This is a genomic window from Kineococcus radiotolerans SRS30216 = ATCC BAA-149 (assembly GCF_000017305.1).
Taxonomy (GTDB): Bacteria; Actinomycetota; Actinomycetes; order Actinomycetales; family Kineococcaceae; genus Kineococcus; species Kineococcus radiotolerans.
In genome coordinates this window covers 4,017,797-4,043,529 of the sequence record NC_009664.2, presented here as the reverse complement: position 1 = coordinate 4,043,529, position 25,733 = coordinate 4,017,797, and the positions used below count along the sequence as shown (strand labels likewise).

Annotated in this window: 25 protein-coding genes, 1 pseudogene and 1 riboswitch; of the genes and pseudogenes, 3 read left to right on the top strand and 23 right to left on the bottom strand. The window is 75.5% G+C overall.

What is annotated here, in order from left to right; all coding sequences use genetic code 11:
• Positions 1-82 precede the first annotated feature (82 nt).
• The 10 genes from KRAD_RS19240 to hisI all read right to left on the bottom strand — a co-directional run bounded on the left by KRAD_RS19240 (position 83) and on the right by hisI (position 12,676).
• The gene (locus KRAD_RS19240) at positions 83-1,540 is read right to left on the bottom strand and encodes a glutamate synthase subunit beta (protein WP_012087329.1); all 1,458 of its coding nucleotides are present in this window, start codon (positions 1,538-1,540) and stop codon (positions 83-85) included.
• Entirely contained in the window at positions 1,533-6,143 is a 4,611-nt protein-coding gene (gene gltB / locus KRAD_RS19235) for a glutamate synthase large subunit (RefSeq protein ID WP_012087328.1), read from the bottom strand. Before gltB ends, KRAD_RS19240 begins: the two co-directional genes overlap by 8 nt.
• Before the next feature lie 239 nt (positions 6,144-6,382).
• On the bottom strand, positions 6,383-7,387 hold the full coding sequence (gene lgt, locus KRAD_RS19230) for a prolipoprotein diacylglyceryl transferase (protein ID WP_012087327.1): 1,005 nt from the start codon (positions 7,385-7,387) through the stop codon (positions 6,383-6,385).
• Positions 7,384-8,211, bottom strand: coding sequence for a DsbA family protein (locus KRAD_RS19225; RefSeq protein ID WP_012087326.1), 828 nt, complete (start codon positions 8,209-8,211; stop codon positions 7,384-7,386). The genes lgt and KRAD_RS19225 overlap by 4 nt, the downstream gene beginning before the upstream one ends.
• Positions 8,212-8,252: 41 nt before the next feature.
• Positions 8,253-9,083 carry a tryptophan synthase subunit alpha gene (gene trpA, locus KRAD_RS19220; protein WP_012087325.1) on the bottom strand — a complete coding sequence of 277 codons (831 nt, stop codon included), beginning with the start codon at positions 9,081-9,083 and terminating at the stop codon, positions 8,253-8,255.
• Between the two features lie 5 nt (positions 9,084-9,088).
• Entirely contained in the window at positions 9,089-10,390 is a 1,302-nt protein-coding gene (gene trpB, locus KRAD_RS19215) for a tryptophan synthase subunit beta (RefSeq protein ID WP_012087324.1), read from the bottom strand.
• Positions 10,387-11,211 (bottom strand): indole-3-glycerol phosphate synthase TrpC, encoded by an 825-nt coding sequence (gene trpC, locus KRAD_RS19210; RefSeq protein ID WP_012087323.1) that lies wholly within the window; start codon positions 11,209-11,211, stop codon positions 10,387-10,389. Before trpC ends, trpB begins: the two co-directional genes overlap by 4 nt.
• Positions 11,212-11,278: 67 nt before the next feature.
• Positions 11,279-11,560 (bottom strand): HGxxPAAW family protein, encoded by a 282-nt coding sequence (locus tag KRAD_RS19205; RefSeq protein ID WP_049821294.1) that lies wholly within the window; start codon positions 11,558-11,560, stop codon positions 11,279-11,281.
• A gap of 106 nt (positions 11,561-11,666) precedes the next feature.
• Complete coding sequence (locus tag KRAD_RS19200; RefSeq protein ID WP_012087321.1) at positions 11,667-12,266, bottom strand: Trp biosynthesis-associated membrane protein; 600 nt, start codon at positions 12,264-12,266, stop codon at positions 11,667-11,669.
• A complete protein-coding gene (hisI, locus tag KRAD_RS19195) occupies positions 12,263-12,676 on the bottom strand; it encodes a phosphoribosyl-AMP cyclohydrolase (protein WP_049821293.1) in 414 nt (137 codons plus the stop codon). Before hisI ends, KRAD_RS19200 begins: the two co-directional genes overlap by 4 nt.
• A 52-nt stretch (positions 12,677-12,728) precedes the next feature.
• Here hisI and KRAD_RS19190 point away from each other — a divergent pair, with 52 nt between their 5' ends.
• The gene (locus KRAD_RS19190) at positions 12,729-13,391 is read left to right on the top strand and encodes a TIGR03085 family metal-binding protein (protein WP_049821545.1); all 663 of its coding nucleotides are present in this window, start codon (positions 12,729-12,731) and stop codon (positions 13,389-13,391) included.
• A gap of 32 nt (positions 13,392-13,423) precedes the next feature.
• On the opposite strand, the gene hisF is transcribed toward KRAD_RS19190, so the two are convergent.
• Positions 13,424-14,197 carry an imidazole glycerol phosphate synthase subunit HisF gene (gene hisF / locus KRAD_RS19185; RefSeq protein ID WP_012087318.1) on the bottom strand — a complete coding sequence of 258 codons (774 nt, stop codon included), beginning with the start codon at positions 14,195-14,197 and terminating at the stop codon, positions 13,424-13,426.
• Positions 14,198-14,260: 63 nt separating this feature from the next.
• Between hisF and KRAD_RS19180 the strand changes: the two genes are divergently transcribed.
• Together KRAD_RS19180 and KRAD_RS19175 are read left to right on the top strand one after the other, a co-directional pair.
• Complete coding sequence (locus KRAD_RS19180) at positions 14,261-15,538, top strand: GNAT family N-acetyltransferase (RefSeq protein WP_012087317.1); 1,278 nt, start codon at positions 14,261-14,263, stop codon at positions 15,536-15,538.
• Positions 15,520-16,104, top strand: coding sequence for a nucleoside/nucleotide kinase family protein (locus KRAD_RS19175; protein ID WP_203417614.1), 585 nt, complete (start codon positions 15,520-15,522; stop codon positions 16,102-16,104). Before KRAD_RS19180 ends, KRAD_RS19175 begins: the two co-directional genes overlap by 19 nt.
• Here the strand turns inward: KRAD_RS19175 and KRAD_RS19170 are convergent.
• From KRAD_RS19170 to def, 12 genes and pseudogenes are all read right to left on the bottom strand, one after another.
• Entirely contained in the window at positions 16,101-16,589 is a 489-nt protein-coding gene (locus KRAD_RS19170) for a PH domain-containing protein (protein ID WP_012087315.1), read from the bottom strand. The genes KRAD_RS19175 and KRAD_RS19170 overlap by 4 nt on opposite strands.
• Positions 16,586-17,443, bottom strand: a complete 858-nt coding sequence (gene hisG, locus KRAD_RS19165) for an ATP phosphoribosyltransferase (protein ID WP_012087314.1) — start codon at positions 17,441-17,443, stop codon at positions 16,586-16,588. Before hisG ends, KRAD_RS19170 begins: the two co-directional genes overlap by 4 nt.
• An 8-nt stretch (positions 17,444-17,451) precedes the next feature.
• A complete protein-coding gene (locus tag KRAD_RS19160) occupies positions 17,452-17,715 on the bottom strand; it encodes a phosphoribosyl-ATP diphosphatase (RefSeq protein ID WP_041292217.1) in 264 nt (87 codons plus the stop codon).
• A gap of 97 nt (positions 17,716-17,812) precedes the next feature.
• Positions 17,813-18,298, bottom strand: coding sequence for a 6,7-dimethyl-8-ribityllumazine synthase (ribH, locus tag KRAD_RS19155; protein ID WP_012087312.1), 486 nt, complete (start codon positions 18,296-18,298; stop codon positions 17,813-17,815).
• A gap of 53 nt (positions 18,299-18,351) precedes the next feature.
• A pseudogene (gene ribB / locus KRAD_RS19150) lies at positions 18,352-18,954 on the bottom strand (3,4-dihydroxy-2-butanone-4-phosphate synthase); the annotation flags it as partial.
• Entirely contained in the window at positions 18,951-19,580 is a 630-nt protein-coding gene (locus tag KRAD_RS19145; RefSeq protein ID WP_012087310.1) for a riboflavin synthase, read from the bottom strand. The pseudogene ribB and the gene KRAD_RS19145, both read right to left, overlap by 4 nt.
• Before the next feature lie 186 nt (positions 19,581-19,766).
• Positions 19,767-19,893: riboswitch (FMN riboswitch) on the bottom strand.
• Between the two features lie 72 nt (positions 19,894-19,965).
• The gene (rpe, locus tag KRAD_RS19140) at positions 19,966-20,631 is read right to left on the bottom strand and encodes a ribulose-phosphate 3-epimerase (RefSeq protein ID WP_012087309.1); all 666 of its coding nucleotides are present in this window, start codon (positions 20,629-20,631) and stop codon (positions 19,966-19,968) included.
• A 2-nt stretch (positions 20,632-20,633) separates the two neighbouring features.
• Positions 20,634-21,689, bottom strand: a complete 1,056-nt coding sequence (locus KRAD_RS19135) for an alpha-hydroxy acid oxidase (RefSeq protein ID WP_049821290.1) — start codon at positions 21,687-21,689, stop codon at positions 20,634-20,636.
• 66 nt (positions 21,690-21,755) lie between these two features.
• Positions 21,756-22,532, bottom strand: coding sequence for an isocitrate lyase/PEP mutase family protein (locus tag KRAD_RS19130; protein ID WP_012087307.1), 777 nt, complete (start codon positions 22,530-22,532; stop codon positions 21,756-21,758).
• A gap of 61 nt (positions 22,533-22,593) precedes the next feature.
• The gene (locus KRAD_RS19125; protein ID WP_012087306.1) at positions 22,594-24,054 is read right to left on the bottom strand and encodes an RsmB/NOP family class I SAM-dependent RNA methyltransferase; all 1,461 of its coding nucleotides are present in this window, start codon (positions 24,052-24,054) and stop codon (positions 22,594-22,596) included.
• Positions 24,051-24,971 (bottom strand): methionyl-tRNA formyltransferase, encoded by a 921-nt coding sequence (fmt, locus tag KRAD_RS19120; protein ID WP_012087305.1) that lies wholly within the window; start codon positions 24,969-24,971, stop codon positions 24,051-24,053. Before fmt ends, KRAD_RS19125 begins: the two co-directional genes overlap by 4 nt.
• The gene (gene def / locus KRAD_RS19115) at positions 24,971-25,516 is read right to left on the bottom strand and encodes a peptide deformylase (protein WP_012087304.1); all 546 of its coding nucleotides are present in this window, start codon (positions 25,514-25,516) and stop codon (positions 24,971-24,973) included. Before def ends, fmt begins: the two co-directional genes overlap by 1 nt.
• Between the last annotated feature and the right edge of the window lie 217 nt (positions 25,517-25,733).

Here is a 25,733-nt window from a genome sequence, read left to right as displayed (position 1 = left end):
CCGGACCCGCGGGGCACGACGAGGGCCACGACGACGAGGGGCGCCACCCGGTGGGTGGCGCCCCTCGTCGTGGACGGGCCGGTCAGGCCGTCAGCGGGACCGCGTCGGCCCGGATGGGCGAGGGCAGGGCGGTGTCGCCCATGAGGAACTCGTCCACGGCCGAGGCGCAGGCGCGGCCCTCGGCGATGGCCCACACGATGAGCGACTGCCCGCGACCGGCGTCGCCGGCGACGAAGACGCCCGGGGTGGAGGTCGCGTAGCCCGGGGTCCGGGTGAAGCGCGTGCGGGCGTCGGCCTGCAGGCCGAGCTGCTCGACGAGCCCGCCGTGCTCGGGTCCGGAGAACCCGATGGCCAGCAGGACCAGCTGGGCCGGCAGGTCCTGCTCGGTGCCCTCGACCGGGGTCCACGTGCCGTCGACCTTGCGGACCTCGACGACGCGCAGCGCGGTGACCCGGCCGTCCTCGCCGATCAGCGCCCGGGTGGAGGCGGAGAACTTCCGCTCACCGCCCTCCTCGTGGGAGGAGGACACCGAGAACACCTTCGGCATCGTCGGCCACGGCTCGTCCTCGGTGCGCTCGCCCGGGGCCGCCGGGTAGATGTCCAGCTGCGTCACCGACCGCGCCCCCTGGCGCAGGGCGGTGCCGTAGCAGTCCGAGCCGGTGTCGCCGCCGCCGATGACGACGACGTCGAGACCGGCCGCGTCGACGTAGTCCGCCGGGCGCTCCTCCCCGACCGCGACGCGGTTGGTGGGGGGCAGGTACTCCATCGCCTGGTGCACGCCCGCGAGCTCGCGCCCGGGCAGGTCCACGTCGCGCCACTGGGTCGCCCCGGTGGCCACGACGACGGCGTCGTAGCGCTCGCGCAGCTGCTCGCCGGTGATGTCCGTGCCGATGTCCACCCCCGCCCGGAAGCGGGTGCCCTCGGCCTCCATCTGGGCCAGCCGGCGGTCCAGCACCGCGCGCTCCATCTTGAACTCGGGGATGCCGTAGCGCATCAGCCCGCCGATCTTGTCGTCGCGCTCGTACACGGCGACGGTGTGACCGGCCCGGGTGAGCTGCTGCGCCGCCGCGAGCCCGGCCGGGCCGGAGCCGATGACGGCGACGGTCTTGCCGGTGAGGCGCTCGGGGACGCGCGGCTCCAGCCAGCCGTGCTCGGCGGCGTTCTCCGCGATCATCACCTCGACCTGCTTGATCGTCACCGGCGGCTGGTTGATGCCCAGCACGCAGGCCGACTCGCACGGAGCGGGGCACAGCTTCCCGGTGAACTCGGGGAAGTTGTTCGTCGCGTGCAGGCGCTCGATGGCCTCGCGCATGTCACCGCGGCTGACCAGGTCGTTCCACTCGGGGATGAGGTTCCCCAGCGGGCAGGCGTTGTGGCAGAACGGGATGCCGCAGTCCATGCAGCGCCCGGCCTGGCGCTTGAGCTGGTCGAGGTCCTGCTTCTCGTAGACCTCGCGCCAGTCCATGAGGCGCAGCGGGACGGGACGGCGCGGGGGCAGCTCCCGGTCGCGGACCTTCAGGAACCCTCGGGGATCAACCATGCGAAGCCTCCATGATGCGGGTGAGCACGGCCTCGGAGTCCGGGGCGAGACCGTCGCTGACGGCCTTCGCCCGCACCTCCAGCACGCGCCGGTAGTCCCGCGGGACGATCGTCGAGAACCGCTGCCGCGCGGCACCCCAGTCGGAGAGCAGCTTGGCGGCGGTGGTGGAGTCGGTGTGGTCGCGGTGCGCCACGAGGAGGTCGTGCACCCGCGCGGCGGCCTCGTCGTCCAGCGGGACGACGTCGACCATGTCGCGGTTGACGCGGCTCTCCTTGAGGTCGAGCACGTGGGCGAAGCCGCCGGACATGCCCGCGGCGACGTTGCGGCCCACGCGGCCGAGGACGACGACCTCACCACCGGTCATGTACTCCAGCGCGTGGTCGCCCACCCCCTCGACGACGGCGGTCGCCCCGGAGTTGCGGACGCAGAAGCGCTCCCCGACCTCCCCGCGCAGGAAGAGCGAGCCGCTGGTGGCGCCGTAGCCGATGACGTTGCCGGCCACGATGTCGCGCTCGCGCGAACCCGACGAGCGGTCCGGCCGCACGACGACCGTCCCGCCCGAGAGGCCCTTGCCGACGTAGTCGTTGGCGTCGCCGAACAGCCGCAGGGTGATGCCGCGCGGCAGGAAGGCGCCCAGCGACTGCCCGGCGGAGCCGGTGAGGGTGACGTCGATCGTGCCCTCGGGCAGACCCTCCTCGCCCCACTTCCGGGTCAGCTCGTGACCCAGCAGCGTGCCGACGGTGCGGTTGACGTTGCGCACCGGCAGCTCCACCCGGACCGGGGTGCCGTCGGTGAGGGCGCCGGCGGCGCGCTCGATGAGGACGTGGTCCAGGGCCTTCTCCAGCCCGTGGTCCTGGGTCTGCGAGCGGTGCAGCGTCGACCCCTCCGGCGGGACCGGGGCGTGCAGGATCGGCGAGAGGTCCAGCCCGGACGCCTTCCAGTGCGCCACGGCGCGGCGGGTGTCGAGGACCTCGACGTGACCGACGGCCTCCTCGATGGAGCGGAAGCCGAGCGAGGCCAGCATCTCGCGGACCTCGGCCGCGATGAACTCGAAGAAGTTCACGATGTACTCGGCCTTGCCGGTGAAGCGCTCCCGCAGCTCGGGGTTCTGCGTGGCGACGCCGACGGGACAGGTGTCCAGCTGGCAGACGCGCATCATGATGCAGCCGGAGACGACGAGGGGCGCCGTGGCGAACCCGAACTCCTCCGCCCCCAGGAGGGCGGCGACGACGACGTCGCGGCCGGTCTTGAACTGGCCGTCGACCTGCACGGTGATCCGGTCGCGCAGCCCGTTGACGACGAGGGTCTGCTGGGTCTCGGCCAGACCGAGCTCCCAGGGACCGCCGGCGTGCTTGAGGCTGGTCAGCGGGGCCGCACCGGTCCCGCCGTCCGCGCCGGAGATCAGCACGACGTCGGCCTTGGCCTTGCTCACCCCCGTCGCGACGGTGCCCACGCCGACCTCGGAGACCAGCTTCACGTGGACCCGGGCGGCCGGGTTCGCGTTCTTCAGGTCGTGGATCAGCTGGGCGATGTCCTCGATGGAGTAGATGTCGTGGTGCGGCGGGGGCGAGATGAGCCCGACGCCGGGCGTGGAGTGCCGGGTCCGGGCGATGTTCGGGTACACCTTGTGGCCGGGCAGCTGCCCGCCCTCGCCGGGCTTGGCGCCCTGGGCGACCTTGATCTGCAGGTCGGTCGCCGAGGACAGGTAGTTGCTCGTCACCCCGAAGCGGCCGGAGGCGATCTGCTTGACCTTCGAGGTCCGCTCGGGGTCGTAGAGGCGGTCGACCTCCTCCCCGCCCTCGCCGGAGTTCGACCGGCCGCCGAGGCGGTTCATCGCGACGGCGAGGACCTCGTGGGCCTCCTGGCTGATCGAGCCGTAGCTCATCGCCCCGGTGTTGAACCGCTTGACGATCTCGCTGACCGGCTCGACCTCGTCGAGGGGGACCGGCTCGCGCACGCCCTTCTTCAGCTGCAGCAGGCCGCGCAGGGTCATGAGCCGGTCGGACTGCTCGTCCACCCGGGCGGTGTACCTGCGGAAGAGGGCCTCGTTGCGCTGGCGGGTGGAGTGCTGCAGCTGGAAGACGGTCTCGGGGTCGAACAGGTGCGGTTCGCCCTCGCGGCGCCACTGGTACTCACCGCCGGTCTCCAGGTCGCGGTGGGCGCGCTCCTGGCCCTCGACCGGGTAGGCGAGGCGGTGGCGGCGGGCGACCTCCTCGGCCAGCACGTCCAGGCCCACCCCGCCCAGGCGGGAGGTGGTGGCCGTGAAGTACTCGTCGACGAGGGTCTGGGACAGGCCCAGCGCCTCGAAGACCTGCGCGCCGCGGTAGGAGGCCACCGTCGAGATGCCCATCTTGGACATGACCTTCAGGACGCCCTTGCCGAGCGCCTTGATGAGGTTGCGCACGGCCTTCGTCGCGTCGACGTCGGTGATGACGCCGCGGCGAACGAGGTCCTCGACGGTCTCCATGGCCAGGTAGGGGTTGATCGCGGCCGCGCCGTAGCCGATGAGCAGCGCGACGTGGTGGACCTCGCGCACGTCGCCGGCCTCGACGACCAGGCCGACCTGGGTGCGCAGCTTCTGCCGCACCAGGTGGTGGTGGACGGCGGAGGTCAGCAGCAGCGACGGGATCGGCGCGTACTCCGCGTTGGAGTCGCGGTCGGAGAGCACCACGAAGACGGCGCCGTCGGCGATGGCGCGCGAGACCTCCGCGCGGATCTCCTCGATCCGGCGGGCCAGCTCGGCCCCGCCGCCGGCCACCCGGTACAGGCCCTTGACGGTGTGGGTCGTGCGGCCGGGGTTGCGGCGGTCCTTGTCGATGTGGACGATCTTCGCGAGCTCGTCGTTGTCGATGACGGGGAAGGGCAGCACCAGCTGGTGGCAGTGCGCCGCCGACTCCGCCAGGGCGTTCTGCTGGGGCCCGGCGGTGGTGATCAGCGAGGTGACGAGCTCCTCGCGGATGGCGTCCAGCGGCGGGTTCGTGACCTGCGCGAAGAGCTGCGCGAAGTAGTCGAAGAGCAGCCGGGGACGCTCGGAGAGCACCGCGAGCGGGGTGTCGGACCCCATCGAGCCGATGGGCTCGGCGCCCGCGCGGGCCATCGGGGCGAGGATGAGCCGCAGCTCCTCCTCGGTGTAGCCGAAGGTCTGCTGGCGGCGGGTCACCGAGGCGTGGCTGTGCACCACGTGCTCGCGGGGCGGGAGGTCGCCGAGGTGGACGACGTTCTTCAGCCACTCCGCGTAGGGCTGGGCCGCGGCGAGCTCGGCCTTGATCTCCTCGTCGTCGACGATCCGGCCCCGGGCCGTGTCGACGAGGAACATCTTGCCGGGCGCCACGCGGCCGCGGGCCACGATCGAGGACGGGTCCAGCTCCAGGACACCGGTCTCGGAGGCCAGCACGACCAGGCCGTCGTCGGTGACCCAGTACCGCGAGGGGCGCAGGCCGTTGCGGTCCAGGACGCCGCCGATGACGGTGCCGTCGGTGAAGGTGAGGTTGGCGGGCCCGTCCCAGGGCTCGGAGAACATCGAGTGGAACTCGTAGAAGGCCCGGCGGGCCGGGTCCATCTCGGTGTTGTTCTCCCAGGGCTCCGGGATCATCATCAGCACCGCGTGCGGCAGCGACCGGCCGGCCAGGTGCAGCAGCTCCAGGACCTCGTCGAAGGAGGCGGAGTCGGAGCCCTCGGTGGCGCAGATCGGCCCCAGGCGCTGGAGGTCGCCGGGGATGAGCGGGGTGCTCATCGTCGACTCGCGCGCGGCGGTCCAGTTCCGGTTGCCCTTGACGGTGTTGATCTCACCGTTGTGGGCGATGGTGCGGAAGGGGTGCGCCAGCGGCCAGCTCGGGAACGTGTTCGTGGAGAAGCGCGAGTGGACCAGGCCCAGCTCGGAGGTGAACCTCCGGTCGGAGAGGTCGGGGAAGAACGGCTCCAGCTGACCGGTGGTGAGCATGCCCTTGTAGACCATCGTCCGCGACGACAGCGACGGGAAGTAGACGGCCAGCTCGCGCTCGGCGAGCTTGCGCAGCGGGTAGACGCGGCGGTCCAGCGCGATGCCGGTCTCCGGCGCCGGCGCGACCCCGGCCGCGGTGGCGACGAAGAGCTGGGCGAAGAACGGCATGGCGGCGCGGGCCTGCTGGCCGACGAGGTCGGCGGTCACGGGCACGTCGCGCCAGCCGAGGACGTCGAGGCCCTCGGCCGCGGCGATCTCCTCGATGCGGGCCACGGCGGCGGCGCGCTCGGCCTCGTCCACGGGCAGGAAGGCGTTGCCGACGGCGTAGGCGCCCTTGGCGGGCAGCTCCACGCCCTGCTCGGCCATCACGGCGCGCAGGAACTCGTCGGGGACCTGGGTGAGGATGCCGGCGCCGTCACCGGTGTTGGTCTCGGCGCCCACCGCACCGCGGTGGTCGAGGTTGCGCAGCGCGGTGAGCGCGTGGTCGACGATGTCGTGCCCGGGCTCGCCGCGCATGGTGGCGACGAAGGCGACGCCGCAGGCGTCGTGCTCGTGGGCGCGGTCGTAGAGACCGGCCGAGGGCGGGAACGACGTGAACGGCAACGGGCGGACCGCCGGGTTCACCGTCGTGGTGGTCGGGTGCGACGCGGGGGAATGCGACATGCTGTGCACCGTCCTCGGAGAGAGGTCACGGGCGACCTCGAGTGGACAGGGGGTCTCTCGACGGATCTCTTCGAGCGTTCGCCACGGGGGCGGATCTCGGTGAGCCGGGTGAGTCTCTTCGAGATGAGGCTCGCGCCTGGAGGGCGCGCACCACGAACGCAGGGCGGCGCTGACCCGCGTTCACCTCACTGTAACGCGCGTGACGCCGTGCTCAGGAGCACTCCGACGTCACCGGATCATCACGAATCGCGCGCGTCCGGCCGGTCGTCCCGGTCCGGTGAGGGGCGAGCGCCGGTCGTGGGGACGGTCGGTCCCCCGCTCTGCGTCGCGGCGCCGCTGGACGGGCTGGTGGCCGTCGGCGACTCGGAGGAGGCTACCCGCTCCAGGACCTCCGGCTGACCACCCTCCCCGGCGTGCGCCCGGCGCGAGCGGACGAACGCGACCAGGGCGAGCACGAGGACGATCCCGGCCACCCACTGGTTGACGCGCAGGCCCGCGACCTCGTTGGCGGCGTCGATGCGCAGGTCCTCGAACCAGCTGCGCCCGAGGCAGTACAGCGCGACGTAGAGCAGGAACGCCTGCCCGTGGCGCAGGCGGTACCGGCGGTCGAGCACGACGATCGCCGCGGCGACGGCCAGGCACCACAGCGACTCGTAGAGGAACGTGGGGTGGAAGGTGCCCAGTACCTGCGGGGTGCCGTCGGCGCCGGTGACGGCCCGTCCGGCGGACTCGTCCCAGCGGTGGACGGTCAGCGCCCAGGGCAGGTCGGTGGCCCGGCCGTAGAGCTCGTTGTTGAACCAGTTGCCCCAGCGGCCCAGGGCCTGGGCGACCAGCAGCCCGGGGGCCATCGCGTCGGCCATCGGCGCCAGCCGGTACCCCGCGCGGCGGCAGGCGATCCAGACGCCCAGGGCCCCCCCGGCGATGGCGCCCCAGATGCCCAGGCCGCCCTGCCACAGGTACAGGGCCCGGACGGGGTCCCCGCCCTCGCCGAAGTAGGCCTGGGGGGAGGTGACGACGTGGTAGAGGCGCGCCCCGACCACGCCGAAGGGCACGGCCCACACGGCGGCGTCGAGCACGAAGTCCTTGCGGCCGCCCTTGGCCTGCCACCGGCGTTCGGCGATGACGACCCCGAGGACGATGCCGGCCACGATGCACAGCGCGTAGGCGCGCAGCGGGACCGGGCCCAGGTGCCAGACGCCGACCGTGGGGCTGGGCAGGGCGGCGGCCAGGGCGGCGGGGATCACGGCGCGACCGTCGCCGCGGTGACCGCCCGCTGCAGCGCGCCGGCGGGGTCGGCGCCGAGGAGCTCCTCGGCCGGGATCGCCCGCTTCTCCCCGCCGGGGGGCGTCACGGTGACCGTCGGGGTGCCGCTGACGTCGTTGGCCCGCATGGAGTCCGCGACCGCCCGCACGTGGTCGCGGTAGGCGTGGCCCTCGTAGGCGGCCTCCCAGGCCGCCAGGTCGGGGACCCCGGCGTCCTGGGCGAACTGCCTCAGCTGGGCGTCGGTGTAGCCGGTCCCCTCCCGCTCGGGCTGGTGGGCGAAGACGACCTCCGTGTACTCCACGAACCTCCCCTGCGCGTCGGCCGCGGCCGCCGCCTCGGCCGCGCGCTGCGAGGCGTCGTTGCCCAGGTTGCCGTCGAGGAAGGTCAGGGTGTGCACGACGACCTCCGCCTGCCCGCTCGCGGCGAGCTCCACGTAGGCGTCGCCGGCCGCGTCCTCGAACTCCTTGCAGTACGGGCACTGGTAGTCGAGCCAGATGTCGACGGTCGGCGCCCCCGCCGCGGGGGTGCCGGGGAGCACGTAGCCCGCGCCCTGCGCGGCGGCGCTGGGCGGGACCGCCTGCGCGGCCGCGGGGTCGTCCCGGTTCGCGCGGACGACGACCACCGCGACGACGGCGACCAGGGCGAGCACGACCACGACGACGAGGCTGACGAGCACGACCCGGCGGCTGCGCTCACGGGCCAGCTCGCGCTGGCGCAGGGCCGCGGCCTTGGCCCGCCGCGCCTCGCGGGCGTCCTCGGCCCGCCCGGCTCGTGCGGGGTGGCCACCGGGCTTCTTCGTGCTCACGTGCGGGTCTCCTCGGGCGGGGTGCTCATCGATCGGGCGGGTCAGCCGGTGCGGACGGCCTCGGCGAGGGACTGCGCGAACTCCCCCACGGCCCGGGCCCCGGCGGCGGTCGAGTCCGCCTCCAGCAGGCGCTGGACGAAGGCGGAGCCGACGATCACGCCGTCGGCGTAGGCGGCGACCTCGGTGGCCTGGGCCGGGGTGGACACCCCGAGCCCGACGCACACGCGCTCGGTCCCGGCCGCCCGGGTGCGCCGGACGAGTTCGGCCGCACCGGCCCCCACGCTCGCACGGGTTCCTGTGACCCCCATCAACGAGGCCGCGTAGACGAACCCGCGGCACGCCGCGGAGGTCGAGCGCAGCCGGGCGTCGGTGGAGCTGGGGGCGACGAGGAAGACGCGCTCGAGGTCGTGCTCGTCGCTGGCCGCGATCCAGTCGGCGGCCTCGTCGGGGACGAGGTCGGGCGTGATGAGCCCCGCTCCCCCGGCGTTGGCCAGGTCCGCGGCCCAGCGGTCCACCCCGTAGCGGTCGATCGGCGGGAAGTAGGTCATGACGAGCACCGCGGCGCCGGTGGAGGCCACGGCCTCGACCGCGCGCAGCACGTCGACCGGCCGCGTCCGCCGGGCGAGGGCGACGTCGACGGCGCGCTGGATCGTGGCGCCGTCCATCGTCGGGTCGGAGTAGGGCAGGCCCAGCTCCACGACGTCCGCGCCCCCGGCCACGGCGGCCTTGGCGGCCTCGACCGAGGCGTCGACGTCGGGGAAGCCCACGGGCAGGTAGGCGACCAGCGCCGCGCGCCCGTCGGCCTTGGCGCGGTCGATCGCGGCGCCGGCCGTGCCGGTGCGGGGTGCGGCCCCGGTGGTGCTCGGTCCCACGGCGCTCACCACCCCGACCCCTCGGTGTTCTCGGGCACGTCGGCCACGCGCTCGGCCTCCGAGGCGACGAGGTCAGCGTCGCTGACCAGCCCGAACCAGCGGGCGGCGGTGTCGACGTCCTTGTCCCCGCGCCCGGACAGGCTGACGAGGATCACCGCGTCGGGGCCGAGCTCGCGCCCGAGGTCGAGGGCCCCGGCGAGGGCGTGGGAGCTCTCGATGGCGGGGATGATCCCCTCGGTGCGGCACAGCAGGCGGAAGGCGTCCATGGCCTGCGCGTCGGTGACCGGGTGGTAGGAGGCGCGGCCGCTGGCGGCCAGCCACGCGTGCTCGGGCCCCACGCCGGGGTAGTCCAGGCCGGCGGAGATCGAGTGCGACTCGATGGTCTGGCCGTCCTCGTCCTGCATGACGAACTGGCGCGCGCCCTGGAAGACGCCGGTGACCCCGGCCGAGATGGGCGCGGCGTGGCGCCCGGTCTCCACCCCGTCGCCGCCGGCCTCGTAGCCGTGCAGCGCGACGGAGGGGTCGTCGAGGAAGCCGTGGAAGATGCCGATGGCGTTGGAGCCCCCGCCCACGCAGGCGGCGACGGCGTCGGGCAGGCGCCCGACGAGGTCGAGGACCTGCTGGCGGGCCTCGACGCCGACGATGCGCTGCAGGTCGCGGACCAGGACGGGGAAGGGGTGCGGGCCCGCGACCGTCCCGAAGGCGTAGTGGGTGGTGTCGACGGAGGCGACCCAGTCGCGGAAGGCCTCGTTGACGGCGTCCTTCAGCGTCCGGCTGCCCGCGGTCACCGGGACGACCGTGGCCCCGAGCAGGCGCATCCGGGCGACGTTCAGCGCCTGCCGCCGGGTGTCCTCCTCGCCCATGTAGACCGTGCACTCCAGGCCCATGAGCGCGGCCGCCGTGGCGGTGGCCACCCCGTGCTGGCCGGCGCCGGTCTCGGCGATGATGCGGTTCTTGCCCATCCGCTTGGTGAGCAGCGCCTGGCCGAGCACGTTGTTGATCTTGTGCGAGCCGGTGTGGTTCAGGTCCTCGCGCTTGAGGACGATCCGGGCCCCGCCGGCGTGGGCGGCGAAGCGCGGCACCTCGGTGAGGATGCTCGGGCGCCCGGAGTAGCTGCGGTGCAGCTCGGCGAGCTCGGCGAGGAAGCCCTCGTCGGCCATCGCGGCCTCGTGCGCGGCCGCGATCTCGTCGAGGGCGGCGATCAGGGCCTCGGGCACGAACCGGCCACCGAAGCGGCCGAAGTAGGGGCCGCGCTCCTGGCTGAAGGTGTACCCGGGGGTCTCCGGCTGCGCGGGGGTCGTGGTCACGGGCGCACCGCCTGCACGGCCGGGTGCGCACCCGCGGCGACCAGGTCGGCCACGGCGCGGCGGGGATCCTCGCCCCGGACCAGGGTCTCGCCCACGAGGACGGCGTCGGCACCCGCGCGGGCGAACTCGACGACGTCGCGCGGCCCGGAGACCCCGGACTCGGCGATCCGCACGACGTGGTCGGGGATGAGGGGGGCCAGGTCGGCGAAGGTGGCGTTGTCGACCTCGAGGGTCTTGAGGTTGCGGTTGTTGACCCCCACGACCCGGGCGTCGGCGTCGAGGGCGCGCGCGACCTCCTCGGCCGTGTGCACCTCCACCAGCGCGGTCATCCCGAGGGACCGGGTGCGTTCGATGAGCGACACGAGGGCTTCCTGTTCGAGGGCGGCCACGATGAGGAGCACGACGTCGGCTCCCCAGGCGCGGGCCTCCCACAGCTGGTACGAGTCGACGACGAAGTCCTTGCGCAGCACGGGGACGTCGACCGCGCACCGGACGGCGCGCAGGTCCTCGAGGCTGCCGCCGAAGCGGCGCTGCTCGGTGAGGACGGAGATGACCGTGGCGCCGCCGAGCTCGTACTGCTCGGCGAGGGCGGCCGGGTCGGGGATGGTCGCCAGCGCGCCCTTGGAGGGGCTCCGGCGCTTGACCTCGGCGATGACCTTGACCCCGCGCTGCTCGGCGTCGCGCGGCTTCAGCAGCCCCTGCGCGTCCTTCGCGGGGACCTGGCGGTGGGCCCGTTCCTTGAGCTCGTCGAGGGTGGTGAGCGCCTTGCGGGCCGCCAGGTCCTCGCGGACGCCGGCCAGGATGTCGTCGAGGACCGTCACGGGTCGAGGGTATCCCCGGCCGGCGGCCGTCCGGACACCACTGGGGCGGGCCCGCGCGGGAGGGGTCTCAGCGCTTGGGGCGCGAGGCTCCGACGGGCTTGCCGTCGGCGCCCTTGACCCCGTACCCGGCCCTGGCCAGGACGGCGGCGACGACGAGGGAGGCCAGGATGACGACCCCGCCGACGATCCCCCACGTCCAGCTCGGGAAGACGACCGCGAGGCAGAGGATGAGGAAGCCGAGCAGGCAGACCGCGACCCCGGCCCACGCCGCCACGCTGTGCCCGTGACCGTGCTCGTCGGCGATGTCGGCGGGCCCGTGGGGGGACGACGGGGTCTGCTGGCTGCTCACGCTGGGCTCCTGGGGACGGTGCGGACCTGCTGGGGGTACGACGCACACCGTACCCACCCCCCCTCCGCTCCGCCGGGCGTGGTGGGTCGGCCCGGGCCGGGCGGCTTCAGCGGGTCGGGTCCTCGCCGTGGGTCAGGGAGTCCCAGGCCGCCGCGGGGTCGTCGCCGGGGGCCGGGGCGGTGCGGATCCGGGTGGCGTCGCGCTCGTGGCGCGTGGACGTCGCGGCGGGGTCGCCCTCCCGCGCCCAGCGGCGCGAGCGCAGCAGCACCCCCGCGCCGGCGACCAGCACCAGCGCCCCGCCCGCGGCGGACACGACGGGCCAGGGCCGGACCGAGGGCTCCCCGGCGAGGACGGCCCCGGTGGTGCCGCTGGCGGCGCGGGCGGGGGCGGCGAGGGCGTCCTGCGGGGCGGTGGCGACGGCGAGGCTGGCCAGGACCGTCCCGGCCCCCCCGAGGACCAGGACGAGGGCGGCGACGGTGCGCGCCAGCCGCCGGCCCAGCGTGGAGGCCACCACGGCGGCCAGGCTCACCAGGGCCAGGGCGGTGGCCGCGGGGGCGCCGTCGCGGCCGGTGGCCACCACGGCGGCCGTCCCGGTCGCGGTGGGCACCGACCCGGTGACCCACGTGGGCGCGCCCGCGGCGAGGGCGAGGACGGCCCCGGCCGCGCCGGTCAGCAGCAGCGGGCCGCGTCCGCGGCCGGCGCTCACGCCTCCGCCCGCGAGCCCACCCGGACCGGCAGCGGGGAGGCGTCGAAGCAGGTGCGGTCCCCGGTGTGGCAGGCCGCCCCGACCTGGTCGACCTCCACGAGCAGCGCGTCGCCGTCGCAGTCCAGCGACACCCGCTTGACCCACTGGACGTGCCCGGAGGTGTCGCCCTTGCGCCACAGCGAGCGCCGGCTGCGGGAGTAGTACGTGGCCCGGCCGGTGGCCAGGGTGCTGGCGAGGGCCTCGTCGTCCATCCAGGCGACCATGAGGACCTCGCGGGTGTCGTGCTGCTGGACGACCGCGCACACGAGACCGGTGTCGGTGCGCTTCAGCCGGGCGGCCAGCGCCGGGTCGAGCGGGGGCACGGTCGCGGGGCCGGTCGCGGGAGGGGGGGACGAGGACACGCCGGTCATGGTCTCACCGCCCCCGCGCGGCGCCGCCCGCCGCGGGTGGCACGATGCGGCCATGACGACGCCCCCGGCCGCACCCGGCCACCGCGACGACGCGCGGCGCGAACGCGACGCGTTGTGCGACACCGCCTCCCGGGTCGGACCGGACGCCCCCACGCTGTGCGCGGGCTGGGACGTGCGCGACCTGCTGGTGCACCTGGCGGTGCGCGACAACCGCCCCGACGTGGTCCTCGGCGAGACCGTCCCCCCGCTGCGGCCCCACCGGGACCGGGTCTGGGCCGAGCTGGCGGCGCAGCCGTTCGAGGACCTCGTCCAGCGCGTGCGCAGCGGTCCCCGCGGCCCGCTGCGGCTGCCGGCGCTGGACGCCCTGGTCAACTCCGCGGAGTTCTTCGTCCACCACGAGGACGTCCTGCGCGCCCAGGAGGGGTGGGCCCCCCGCGAGCTGCCCCCGGGCCAAGCGGCGTCGCTGTGGCGGACGGTGCGGGTGCTGGGCCGCGTCGCCTACCGCCGCGCCGGGGTCGGGGTCGTGCTGGTCACCCCGGGCGGTCCGCGCGCGGTGGTGCGCTCGGCCCCCGACGCGGTGTCGCTGACCGGGGACCCCGCGGAGCTGCTGCTGCACGCCTTCGGCCGCCGCAGCCGCGCGCGGGTGCGGGTGGACGGCGCCCCGGCCGTGGTGCAGCGCTTCCGCGAGGCCTTCCCCGAGCAGCCCCCGGCGTAGCGCTCCTCGGGGTACCCCGGCGTAGCGCCCGGCTAGCGGACGGCCGACCCGGCGGCGCGCAGCGCGTCCTTGACCTCGCCGACGGTGAGCTGCCCGAAGTGGAAGACGCTCGCGGCCAGCACCGCGTCGGCGCCGGCCGCCACGGCGGGCGGGAAGTGCCCCACGGCGCCCGCGCCGCCGCTGGCGACCAGGGGGACGGTGACGCGGGCACGGACCTCGGTCAGCATCTCCAGGTCGAACCCGGCCTTCGTGCCGTCGGCGTCCATCGAGTTGAGCAGGATCTCCCCCGCCCCCAGCTCCGCGGCGCGCGCGGCCCACTCGACGGCGTCCAGCCCCGTCCCCCGCCGGCCCCCGTGGGTGGTCACCTCGAAGCCCGACGCGGTGGTGGGTTCCCCGGGCAGGGTCCGCCGGGCGTCGACGGACAGCACCAGGACCTGGGCGCCGAAGCGGTGGGCGATCTCGCCGATGAGCTCGGGGCGGGCGATGGCGGCGGTGTTGACCCCGACCTTGTCCGCCCCGGCGCGCAGCAGCTTCTCCACGTCGGCGACGCTGCGGACCCCGCCCCCCACGGTGAGGGGGATGAAGACCTGCTCCGCGGTGCGGCGCACCACGTCGTAGGTCGTCTCGCGCGAGCCGGAGGAGGCGGTGACGTCGAGGAAGGTGAGCTCGTCGGCGCCCTCCGCGTCGTAGCGGCGGGCCAGTTCGACGGGGTCGCCCGCGTCGCGCAGGTCGGCGAAGTTGACGCCCTTGACGACGCGGCCGGCGTCGACGTCGAGGCAGGGGATGACACGGACGGCGACGCTCACGGAGGGAAGGGTAGACCGCTCCCGCACCCGTCCGGTCCGGTGCGGGCCGGTAGCGTCGCCCGGGTGGACGCTGCCCTGCCGATGACCTCGATCGACCCGCGCGACCGGGTGGCCCTGCGGGACTGGGCCACCGCCAGCCGCGCCGCCTTCCTGCAGCCGGCCCCCACCGAGGAGGCCCTCGACGAGCGGCTCGCCGAGGTCGCCGACCACCGCCTCACCGCCGTGCGCGACGTCGTCGGCGGCGAGGAGCGCGTGGTGGCCACGCTGCGGACCTTCGACGCCGAGGTGGCGGTGCCGGGGGCCGAGCCGGTGGTCGTCGACGCCGTCTCGACCGCGACCGTCCTGCCGACCCACCGCCGGCGCGGGCTGCTCTCGCGGATGCTCACCGCCGACCTGGAGCGGGCCCGCGACGGGGGCCTGGCGCTCGCCGCCCTCATCGCCGCCGAGGCGCCCATCTACGGCCGGTTCGGCTTCGGGACCGCGACGCGCTCCACGAGCCTGGTCGTCGACCACACCCACGTCCGCTTCCGCCCCGACGCGCCGTCGGCGCCGGGGAGCCTGGAGTTCGTCCCCGCCGGGCGCACCGAGGACCTCGCCCGGGTCCACGACCGCGCCCGGCGCGCCCGGCCCGGGGGGTTCCCCCGCGACGCGGCCTGGTGGGCGGCGGCCGGGCGGCGCGGCGAGGGACGCTGGCTGGGGACGCGCGGACACGTCGTCCTGCACCGCGACGAGGCCGGGGTCCCCGACGGCTACGTCGCCTACGACCTCGCCGACACCTCCACCGGCCGGGTGGCGGGCGGGACGGCGACCGTGGCCGACCTGAGCGCGACGACCCCCGCGGCCTACCGGGCGCTGTGGGAGTTCGTGACGTCGATCGACCTGGTGCGCAGCACCCGGGCCGCGGACCGCCCGGTGGACGAGCTGCTGCCCCACCTGCTCGTGGACCCCCGGGCCGTGCAGACCGGCCCGGTCGACGACTTCCTGTGGCTGCGCGTCCTCGACGTCGTCGGCGCCCTGAGCGCCCGTCGCTACCTGGGCGCGGGGACGCTGGTGCTGGAGGTGGTCGACCCCCTCGGGCTGGCTGGTGCCACCGTCCGCCTGCACGTCGCCCCGGGTGAGCGGGGCGACGGCGAGGGGTGGCTGTCGCCCGAGGTGAGCACCACCGGCGCCGCCCCCGACGTCGTGCTGGGGGTGGGCGAGCTGGCGTCGCTGCTGCTGGGCGGGACGTCCGCGATGGCGCTGCACCGCGCGGGCCGGCTGCGGTGCTCCCCCGCCGACGCGCACGCGCTGCAACGGCTGTTCGCCACGCCCGAGGCGCCGTGGTGCCCGACGTGGTTCTGACCGGCCGCTCCACCGCCGACGTCGTCGACGGGCTCGCCGCGCGGCTGGCCGCCGTCGCGGCGCCGGGGGCCGGGCCGCGCGTCGTCGCCGTCGACGGCCGCTCCGGGACGGGCAAGACCGACCTCGCCGCGGCCCTGGCCCGGCGGACCGGGGCCGCGGTCGTCCACCTGGACGACCTGTACCCCGGCTGGTCGGGGCTGGCCGCCGCCGTCGAGCTGCTCGGGGAGGTCCTCGACGGGCTGCGCTCGGGAGCCCCTACGTCGCACCCGGTGTGGGACTGGGCCCGGGGCGCCTACGTGCGCGAGGTGGCGCTGCCGACGTCGGGGACGGTCGTCGTGGAGGGCGTGGGTGCGGGGTGCGCGCGCCCGGTGGACCTGCTCGTGCGGCTGGAGGCCGACGCGGAGCTGCGGCGGGCGCGGGCGCTGGCCCGCGACGGGGAGACCTTCACCCCGCACTGGGACGCGTGGGCCGCCCAGGAGGCGGAGCTGTTCTCGCGCGAGCGCTTCCGCCCCGACGTGGTCCTCAGCAGCGCCACCGCCGTGGGCGGGGAGCCGCTCTGGCGCTAGTCGCGGGTGTCCTGCGGCGGCCGGGGGGCGTGCGCCTCGACCAGCCGCGCCAGCCGCAGCGCCTCGGCGCGGGCGAACTCCCCGTCGGCGCGCTGGACGGCCATCACGGCGAGGTTCTCGCCGTCGTCGAGGTCGAGGGTCAGCCACGGGTCGGCCCCGCCGAAGCGGACGGCGACGATCGCGCCCCAGTCCACGCGCCGGGTGAAGACGACGTTGCGGACCTCCAGGCCCTCCGCGTCCGCCCGGGCCCGCACGCTGACCAGCCGCACGAGGACCCCGGCCAGCAGCGCGGCGAAGACCGCGGCGCTCACGGTGTCCTGCGCGCCCCAGCCGGAGTCCGGGGCCAGGGACAGCCCGATCGCCATGCCGACCCAGACGACGACGATGCCGACGGCGAAGGCGAGGCCGACGACGCGGGCCCGGCGGGGCCGGAACACCCGCGGCGCGGCCGTCCCCCCGCCTGCGCGGGGCGTCGCGCCGCTCACAACCGGCAGGCGTGGATGCTGGTGACGAGGATGGCGCGCGCGCCGAGGTCGTAGAGCTCGTCCATGACCTGGTTGGTCGCGGCCTTGCGCACCATGACCCGCACCGCGACCCAGTCGGGGTTGGCGGTGGGCGAGACCGTGGGCGACTCCAGCCCGGGGGCGACCGCGCAGGCCCGCTCGACGATGTCCCTGGGGCAGTCGTAGTCGACCATCACGTACTGGCGGGCGACGAGGACGCCCTGCAGGCGGCGGACGAGGACGTCCACGGCCGGGTCCGCGGGTGCTCCCGCGCGGCGCACGAGCGTCGCCTCCGAGCGCATGATCGCCTCGCCGAAGACCTCCAGGCCGGCCGCGCGCAGCGTCGTCCCGGTCTCGACGACGTCGGCGATCACGTCGGCGATGCCCAGGGCGACGGCGGTCTCCACGGCCCCGTCGAGGTGGACGACGTCGGCGGTCACGCCGTGCTCGGCGAGGTGCTTGCCCAGCAGGCCGGAGTAGCTGGTGGCGATCCGCCGGCCCTGCAGGTCGGCGACGGAGGAGGCGACCCCGGGGCGGCCGGCGAAGCGGAAGGTGCTGCGGGCGAAGCCCAGCGGCAGGATCTCGTCGGCCGGGGCGCGGGAGTCCAGCAGCAGGTCGCGGCCGGTGATGCCGACGTCGAGGGTCCCCGACCCGACGTAGAGGGCGATGTCGCGCGGGCGCAGGAAGACGAACTGCGCGGAGTTGTCCGGGTCGTCGAGGATGAGTTCCTTCGCGTCGCGGCGCTGGTTGTACCCGGCCTCGCGCAGCATGGCGCTGGCGGCCTCGGACAGGGCCCCCTTGTTGGGGACAGCGATGCGGAGCTGGCTCGCGGGCAAGGGATCTCCTAGAGGTGGGCGTACACGTCGTCGAGGGTCAGTCCGCGGGCGATCATCAGCACCTGCAGGTGGTACAGCAGCTGCGAGATCTCCTCGGCGGTCCGTTCCCCGGACTCGTGCTCCGCCGCCATCCAGACCTCGGCCGCCTCCTCGACGACCTTCTTGCCGATGGCGTGGACCCCGGCGTCCAGTTCCTGCACCGTCCCGGACCCGTGGGGCCGGGTCAGCGCCTTGTCGCTCAGTTCCGCGAACAGGGCGTCGAAGGTCTTCACGTGTCGGGAGTCTAGGCGCTGCGCCCCCTCGCCCCGACCACCACCCCGGCACCCGTCCCACCGGGGTTCCCCGGCGGGACGGGTGCGGGGCGGGCCGTCAGCCCTGGGGCAGGGGGGCGACGCCGCGCAGCGCGACGACGGTCTCCAGGGCCGCGAGCACGGCTTCGGCGCCCTTGTCCTCGCGCGACCCGCGCAGCCCGGCCCGGTGCAGCGCCTGCGCCTCGTTGTCGACGGTCAGCACCCCGAAGCCGATGGGCACCCCGGTGGTGACCGCGACCTGGGTCAGGCCCTGGGTCGCGGCGTCGCAGACGTAGTCGAAGTGCGGGGTGCCACCGCGGATGACGACCCCCAGGGCCACGACGGCGTCGTGGCCCGCCCGGGCCAGCCGCGCCGCGGCCACGGGCAGCTCGAACGCCCCGGGCACCCGGACCTCGGTGACCTCGGTGACCCCCGAGGCCTCCAGCGCGCGCCGGGCGCCGGCCAGCAGGCCGTCCATCGTCTCCGCGTGCCAGCGCGCCGCGACCACCGCGACGCGCAGCCCGCTGCCGTCGACCTCGATCTCCGGGCTCCCGTCCCCGCTCATGCCAGGTCCTCCTCGTCCGTTCCTCAGTCCGCCGCCGCGGACAGGTGCGTCCGCAGGTCGGCGATGGTCAGCACGGGCAGGTCGTACTGCTCACCCAGTGCGACGATCTGGTCCCAGCGTGACATCGAACCGTCGTCCTCGACGAGTTCGGAGATGAGCCCGACCGGCGCGAGTCCCGCCAGGCGGCACAGGTCGACGGCGGCCTCGGTGTGCCCGGGGCGTTCCAGCACCCCGCCCGGGCGGGCCCGCAGGGGGAAGACGTGACCGGGGCGGATGAGGTCGCCGGGGCCCGAGGACGGCTCGGCCAGCACCCGCGCGGTGCGGGCGCGGTCGGCGGCGGAGATGCCGGTGGTGACCCCGGAGGCCGCGTCGCAGCTGACGGTGTAGTCGGTGCGGTAGGAGTCCTCGTTGCGCTCGACCATCCGCGGCAGCCCCAGGGCGTCGGCCCGTTCGGCCGGCATCGGCGCGCAGAGCATCCCGGAGGTGTGCCGCACGGCCCAGCCGACCCACTCGGCGGTGGCGAGCTGGGCGGAGAGGACGACGTCGCCCTCGTTCTCGCGGTCCGCGGCGTCGCTGACCAGGACGGGCCGGCCCGCGCGCAGCGCGTCCAGCGCCGCGGCGACCGCCGTGCCCGCCGGGACGGCGGGGGCGCTCACGCCGACGCCCCGCCCGCGCGGCCGAACGCGTTGAGCCGTTCCACGTACTTGGCCAGCACGTCGACCTCGAGGTTGACCGTGGTGCCCACCGGGGCGCTCCCCAGCGTGGTGAGGTCGAGGGTGGTGGGGATGAGGGACACCTCCAGCCACGGCTCGTCCTCCTCGACGGCGCTGACCGCGGAGACGGTGAGCGAGGTGCCGTCGACGGTGATGGAGCCCTTCTCCACGACGTAGCGGGCCAGGTCGGCCGGGACGGCGATCCGCACGACCTCCCAGGCGTCGCCGGGGGTGCGGGCGGTGATCGTCCCGGTGCCGTCGACGTGGCCCTGCACGATGTGCCCGCCGAGGCGGCCGTGGGCGGCCAGGGCCCGTTCCAGGTTGACCCGGCGTCCGGGGGCGACGTCGCGCAGGGAGCTGCGGCGCAACGACTCCTGCATGACGTCCACGGTGAAGGTCCCGGGTCCGGGCTGGTCCACGACGGTCAGGCAGACACCGCCCACGGCGATGGACGCGCCGTGCACGGCGTCGGAGACGACGAGCGGGCCGCGCACGGTCAGCCGCGCCGACTCCGCGCCGAACTCCACGGCGACGACCTCGCCGATCTCCTCAACGATCCCGGTGAACACCGGAGGGCCTCCTCGAACTGGTGCGGACGTCCGTCGGCGGACTCCGGGGTTCGACGCGGGGAGGCACCGGCGGCCGCCGGCGGGACCCGGGCAGGGTGCACCGCAGCGGACCGCCGACCCGGGTGCCGTCGGGAGGGCCGGGGCGCGCGCCGGAGGGCGGCGACGACGGCTCGCACCGACGACACCGCGCGCTGCCTCCCATCCGGACTCTCACCGTCGGTCCCGGAGTTCCACCGGATCAACCACCCGCCGAAGCGGGGGCTCGCGGACTGTCACCGCCGGTTCGGAATTGCACCGACCCCGGAGCACGCGTGTCGTGCGGTCTAGCTGTTGGTCTTGCTCGCGCCAGTGTGCCACGCGGGGCACCCGCCGCCGCGCCGGGCGTTCAGTGCCGGCAGGCCCCGGCGGCGAGCTCGCGGAGGGTGCCGATCGCCGCGGCGGCGTCCTCGGCCCCGTAGACGGCCGACCCGGCGACGAAGACGTCCGCGCCGGCCTCGGCGGCCCGCTCGATGGTGCTCGCGGAGACCCCGCCGTCGACCTGCAGGCGCACGTCGAGGTCGCCGATCGCGGCGCGGGCGCGGGCGATCTTGGGCAGGGTCACGTCGAGGAAGCTCTGGCCGCCGAAACCGGGCTCGACGGTCATCACCAGGAGCATGTCGAACTCGGCGAGCAGGTCCACGAACGGTTCCAGCGGCGTCGCCGGGCGCAGCGCGATCCCCGCGCGCCCCCCCGCGGCCCGGATCTCGCGGGCCAGCTTCACCGGGGCCATCGCGGCCTCGGCGTGGAAGGTGACGCCCGCCGCGCCGGCCTCGGCGTAGGCGGGGGCCCAGCGGTCCGGCGCCTCGATCATGAGGTGGCAGTCCAGCGGGATCGGCGAGACCCGCTGCAGCGCCTCGACGATCGGCAGGCCGAGGGTCAGGTTCGGGACGAAGTGCCCGTCCATGACGTCGACGTGCGCGGCGTCGGCGGTGGAGATCCGCCGCAGCTCCGCCTCGAGGTTGGCGAAGTCCGCGGAGAGGATGCTGGGGTTGACCTGGACGGAGCGGGACACGGTCAGACCCTAGCCGCGCCGCGGGCGACGACGTCGGCGGGGCCCAGGTCGCGGATCGAGCCGATCCCCAGCTGCCGCAACGTGGTCACCAGCTCGGCCTGGTAGTTCCCCAGGACGGTCGCGACCCCGTCGGCGCCGTCGGCGGCCAGCCCCCACATGACGGGGCGCCCGACGTGCACGGCCTTCGCGCCCAGGGCGATCGCGGCGGCGGCCTGCGCGCCGCCGCGGATGCCGGAGTCGACGTGGACCTCGACCTCGGAGCCGACCTCGGCGAGGATCTCCGGCAGCGCGAAGGCGGAGGTCACCGAGGTGCCCAGGCGGCGGCCGCCGTGGGTGGAGACGATGATCCCCTCGGCGCCGGCGTCGACGCAGCGGCGGGCGTCACGGGCGGTCAGCACGCCCTTGCAGAGCACGGGCAGCCCGGAGACGTCGGCCAGCCAGCCGATGGTGTCGGGGGTGAGGTCGAGGGCCATGTCGGTGTCGGACCCGAAGCGGTCCAGCTCGGCCTCGGTGAGGTTGGCGGTGCGGTTCTTGCGCGGGCCCGCGGGCCAGTTGCGGGGGTCGATGGCGGGGACCTCGCGCCCCAGCGGGGTGGTGTCGACGGTGAGGATGAGCGCCTTCGCCTCCGCCGCGGCGGCCCGCTCGACGAGGATGCGCGTGGCGTCGCGGTTCCGGGCGACGTAGACCTGGTACCACCAGGGCGCGCCCTCGGCGGCGATGTCGGCGAACCTCGCCCCGGTGTTGGTGGAGACCCCGAGCAGGGTGCCGGCCTTCGCCGCGCCCCGGGCGGTGAGGACCTCGCCCTCGGGGCGGGCCCCGACCTGCTGGGCCATGGGGGCCACGAGGACCGGTGCGGCCACCGGCGTCCCGAGGACCTCGGTGGCGGTGCTCTGGGCCGAGGCGTCGCGCAGCACGCTGGGCCGCATCCGGAACGCGTTCCAGTCGGCGATGCCCTCGCGGTCGCACGAGCCGTCGCCGGCGTTGGAGTGGTAGTAGGCCGACACGTAGTCGGGCAGCACGGCGTCGGCGCGGCGGGCGAGGTCCTCGATCCAGGTCACGGACCGCATCCTCGCCCACCGCCCGGCCGCGCCGTTAGCCGATCCGGCCCGAGGCGGCGGAAATCACTAGTTCAGCGGCCGGGTGCCCTCGGGGATGCCGCCGCCGGCGTAGATGCCGCGGGCGGCGTCCTGCAGGGCGGTGAGCGCGACGCGCTGGGTCAGCGGCCCGTAGGTGATGCGCGCGACGCCGAGCTCGGCCAGCCGCGCCTGGTCGGGGACGCCGGGGAAGCCGATGACGGAGAGCTTCTGCGGGCCGAACGCGGCGACGAGCTGCTGCACGGCGTCCTCGTCGAGGGGGCCGGGCACGAAGACGCTGGTGGCCCCGGCGGCGAGGTACGCCCGGCCGCGCTCGATCGCGTCGGGCAGCCACACGTCGCGGCCGCGGTCACCGCCCCTGACCAGGGCGTCGGTGCGGGCGTTGAGGACGAAGGGGACACCCTCGGCCTCCCCCGCGGCGACGATCGCCTCGACGTTCGCGACCGACTCGGCCAGCGGCCGCAGCTGGTCCTCGACGTTGGCGCCGACGACGCCGACGCCGATGGCCTTGCGAACGGTCTCCCCCGCGTTCCCGAAGCCGCCGTCGAGGTCGGCGGAGACGGGCAGGTCCCCGGCGGCGCCGACGATGCGCTCGACGAGGGACAGCGCGAGGTCGAGGGGGATCTGCTCCCCGTCGCCGTAGCCGAAGGTGGCGGCGATGGAGTGCCCGGCGGTGGCCAGCGCCCTCGTCCGCGGTTCGCCCGCGACGACGGTGGCGGACACCGCGTCCCAGACGTTGACCAGGACGAGGAGCTCGGGGTCTTCGTGCAGCTGCCGCAGTCGTGCGGCCTTCTCGGCGGAGTTCACGCCCCGAAGCTCTCACGTCGCCCCGGGCGGGGGCACCGCGGCCCCCGCCGGGGTCCCGCGCTCAGCTCTCCCGGCGCAGCAGCGCCACGTGCATGGCGTCGGTCCCGTGGGTGTGCGGCCACAGCTGCACGGCCCGGCCCGCGGCGGCCGAGGGCATCCCGGGTACGACCTGCTCCAGGACGGCGGGGGTGTCGAGGCGCTGCACGACGACCCCGCGCTTGGCGGCGGCCTTCACGGCGTCGTCGACGACGAGGCGGGTCTCGCTGAGCACCGGCGAGCACGTCGCGTAGGCGACGACCCCGCCGGGGCGCACGGCGTCCAGGGCCGAGGCGAGCAGGTCCCGCTGCAGCGGCCCGAGCGCGCCGAGGTCGGCGGGGGTGCGCCGCCAGCGCGCCTCCGGTCGCCGGCGCAGCGCGCCCAGCCCGGTGCAGGGGGCGTCGACGAGCACCCGGTCGTAGGCGGCGGGCTCGTCGGCGCCGACCTCGCGGCCGTCGCCGACGCGCACCTCGGCCCCGCCGGGGACGGCGGCCAGCGCGGAGCGGACGAGCTCCGCGCGGTGCGGGGCCACCTCGACGGCGGTGAGGCGGGCCCCGCGCTGGGCGGCGGTGGCCGCGAGCAGCGCCGCCTTCCCCCCGGGCCCCGCGCACAGGTCCAGCCAGCGCTCGTCGCGGCCCTCGAGCGCGGCGGCGGCCAGCAGCTGGGCGACGATCTGGGACCCCTCGTCCTGGACGCGCGCGCGGCCCTCGCGGACCAGCGAGAGCTGGCCGGGGTCGCCGTGGACGAGCTGGACGGCGGTGGCGGACCAGCGGCCGGGGACGACCTCCAGGAAGGACGCCCGCCGCACCAGGTCGGCGGGTTCGGAGAGGCCGGGCAGGGCGGCCACCGCGACCTGGGCCGGGGTGTTGTCGGCCACGAGGAGGTCGGTGAGCTCGGCGGCCTCGTGGCCGTGGGCGCGCAGGGCCTCGCGCAGGCTGCGGACGATCCACTGCGGGTGGGAGTACCGGACGGCGAGGTCGTCGTCCTCGTTCCCCGTGGTGGCGACCTCGGCGACCCAGGTGTCGAGGTCGCGGCCGGCGGCGCTGCGCAGCACGGCGTTGATCAACCCCGCGGGGCCACCGCCGACGACGTTGCGGGCCAGCGCGACGCTGGTCGCGACGGCGGCGTGGTCGGGCACCCGCATCGCGAGCAGCTGGTGCAGGCCCATCCGCAGGACGTCGAGGACCCCCGCGTCGAGCTCGGCGAGGGGGCGGTCGACGAGGGTGGCGAGCAGGGCGTCGTAGGTGCCCCGCCCGCGCAGGACGCCGTAGGCCAGCTCGGTGGCGAAGGCCGCGTCGCGCCCGTTCAGGCGCCGGTCGCGCAGCATCCTCGGCAGCACGAGGTTGGCGTAGGCGTCGTCGGCGGACACCGCGCGCAGCACCTCGTAGGCGACCTTCCGCGACGCGTCGACGCGGGTGAAGCGGTCCTGCTTGACCCCGCTGCGCGGGGTCCGCTGCTGACCCGTCCCCAGTTTCGGTCCGGTCACGAGAACTCCTCCCCCGGCTGCGGCCGGGTCCCGCGCGCCCAGTCGGTCGCGCTCATCGCCTTCTTGCCCGCGGGCTGGACGGTGCCCAGCACCACGGAGCCCTGCGCGGTGCCCACGAGCACGCGCTTGCGCTCCACCGCGATCCGCCCGGCCGGCACCGGGTCCGGCACGGGCACCACGGGGCCGACCTTGAACCGCTCCCCGCGGAACGTCGTCCACGCGCCCGGTTCCGGGGTGCAGCCGCGGACCCGCCGGTCGATCTCGGTGGCCGTCGCGGCCCAGTCGACCCGGGCCTCCTCGACGGTGATCTTGGGGGCGAGCGAGACGCCCTCGGCGGGCTGGGGGACGGCGTGCGCGGTGCCCGCCTCGATCGCGTCGAGCACCTCGACGAGGACCCCGGCCCCGCGCACGGCCAGGCGGGACAGCAGGTCGCCGGCGGTGTCGGTGGGCCCGACGGGCTCGGCGAACGAGGCGTGGACGGGGCCGGTGTCCAGGCCCTCCTCGAGCTGGAAGACGCAGGCGCCGGTGACGTCGTCGCCGTTCATCACCGCGCGCTGCACGGGCGCGGCCCCGCGCCAGGCGGGCAGCAGCGAGAAGTGCAGGTTCAGCCAGCCGAAGCGGGGCACCTCGAGCGCGGCCCGGGGCACGAGCGCGCCGTAGGCGACGACGGGGCAGGCGTCGGGGGCGAGCTCGCGCAGGGCGGCGAGGAACTCCTCACCGCCCGGCTTCTCCGGCTGCAGCAGCGGCAGCCCGGCCTCGCGGGCGCGTAGCGCCACGGGCGAGGCCACCTGCTTGCGGCCGCGACCGGCGGCGGCGTCGGGGCGGGTGAGGACGGCGACGACCTCGTGGCGGCTGGCGAGGAGCGCGTCGAGGGCGGGGACGGCGACCTCAGGGGTGCCGGCGAGGACGAGGCGCACTACCTCGCCTGACCGAAGGTGTCGTGCGGGGAGACCTTCACCTGCGGGGTCTCCAGGCCGAGCCACTCCGCTTCGCGGACGGCCTTGAGGGCGAGCTTGCGCTGGGCCTTGTCGAGGCGGTCGATGAAGAGGACGCCGTCGAGGTGATCGGTCTCGTGCTGGATGGCGCGGGCCTTGAACTCCGACCCCGTGATCGTGATCGGCTCGCCGTGCATGTCGAAGCCCTTGGCCACCACGTGCAGCGAGCGGCGGGTGTCGGCGACGATCCCGGGGAACGACAGGCACCCCTCGTCGCCCTCCTGGCACTCCTCGGACAGGTCCAGGACGGGGTTGACCAGGTGCCCGATCTCGTCGTCGGCGTGGTAGGTGAACACCCGCAGCGAGACCCCGAGCTGCGGGGCGGCGAGACCGGCCCCGGGGGCGGCGAGCATCGTGTCCTCGAGGTCCTTGACGAGCTGGCGCAGCTCCTTGTCGAAGGTGGTGACCTCGTCCGCGCGCTGGCGCAGGACGGGGTCCCCGAAGAGTCGGATGGGCTGGATCGCCACGAGGCTCCCTGGTGAGACGGCTGGAACGGGCCGCTCAAGTGTAGGCGCGCCCGTCCCGCCCCCTCTCCACCGGCGATCCCGGGCACCCGCACCGGCACCGTCGCCACCCGTCACCGCCGGTCGCGGTCAGGTGGCGCTGCGTGCTTCCCCGGCCCCCGGCGGGGGGACCCGGCTGCGGCGGGCGGGTGAGCGGGGCGCGTCCCCGGCGCGCCGGCGC

Coding starts and splice junctions, on each gene's coding strand:
- KRAD_RS19240 (WP_012087329.1), bottom strand. CDS start 1,540: ATGGTTGATCCCCGAGGGTTCCTGAAGGTCCGCGACCGGGAGCTGCCC.
- gltB (WP_012087328.1), bottom strand. CDS start 6,143: ATGTCGCATTCCCCCGCGTCGCACCCGACCACCACGACGGTGAACCCG.
- hisI (WP_049821293.1), bottom strand. CDS start 12,676: ATGACCGGCGTGTCCTCGTCCCCCCCTCCCGCGACCGGCCCCGCGACC.
- KRAD_RS19190 (WP_049821545.1), top strand. CDS start 12,729: ATGACGACGCCCCCGGCCGCACCCGGCCACCGCGACGACGCGCGGCGC.
- ribH (WP_012087312.1), bottom strand. CDS start 18,298: ATGAGCGGGGACGGGAGCCCGGAGATCGAGGTCGACGGCAGCGGGCTG.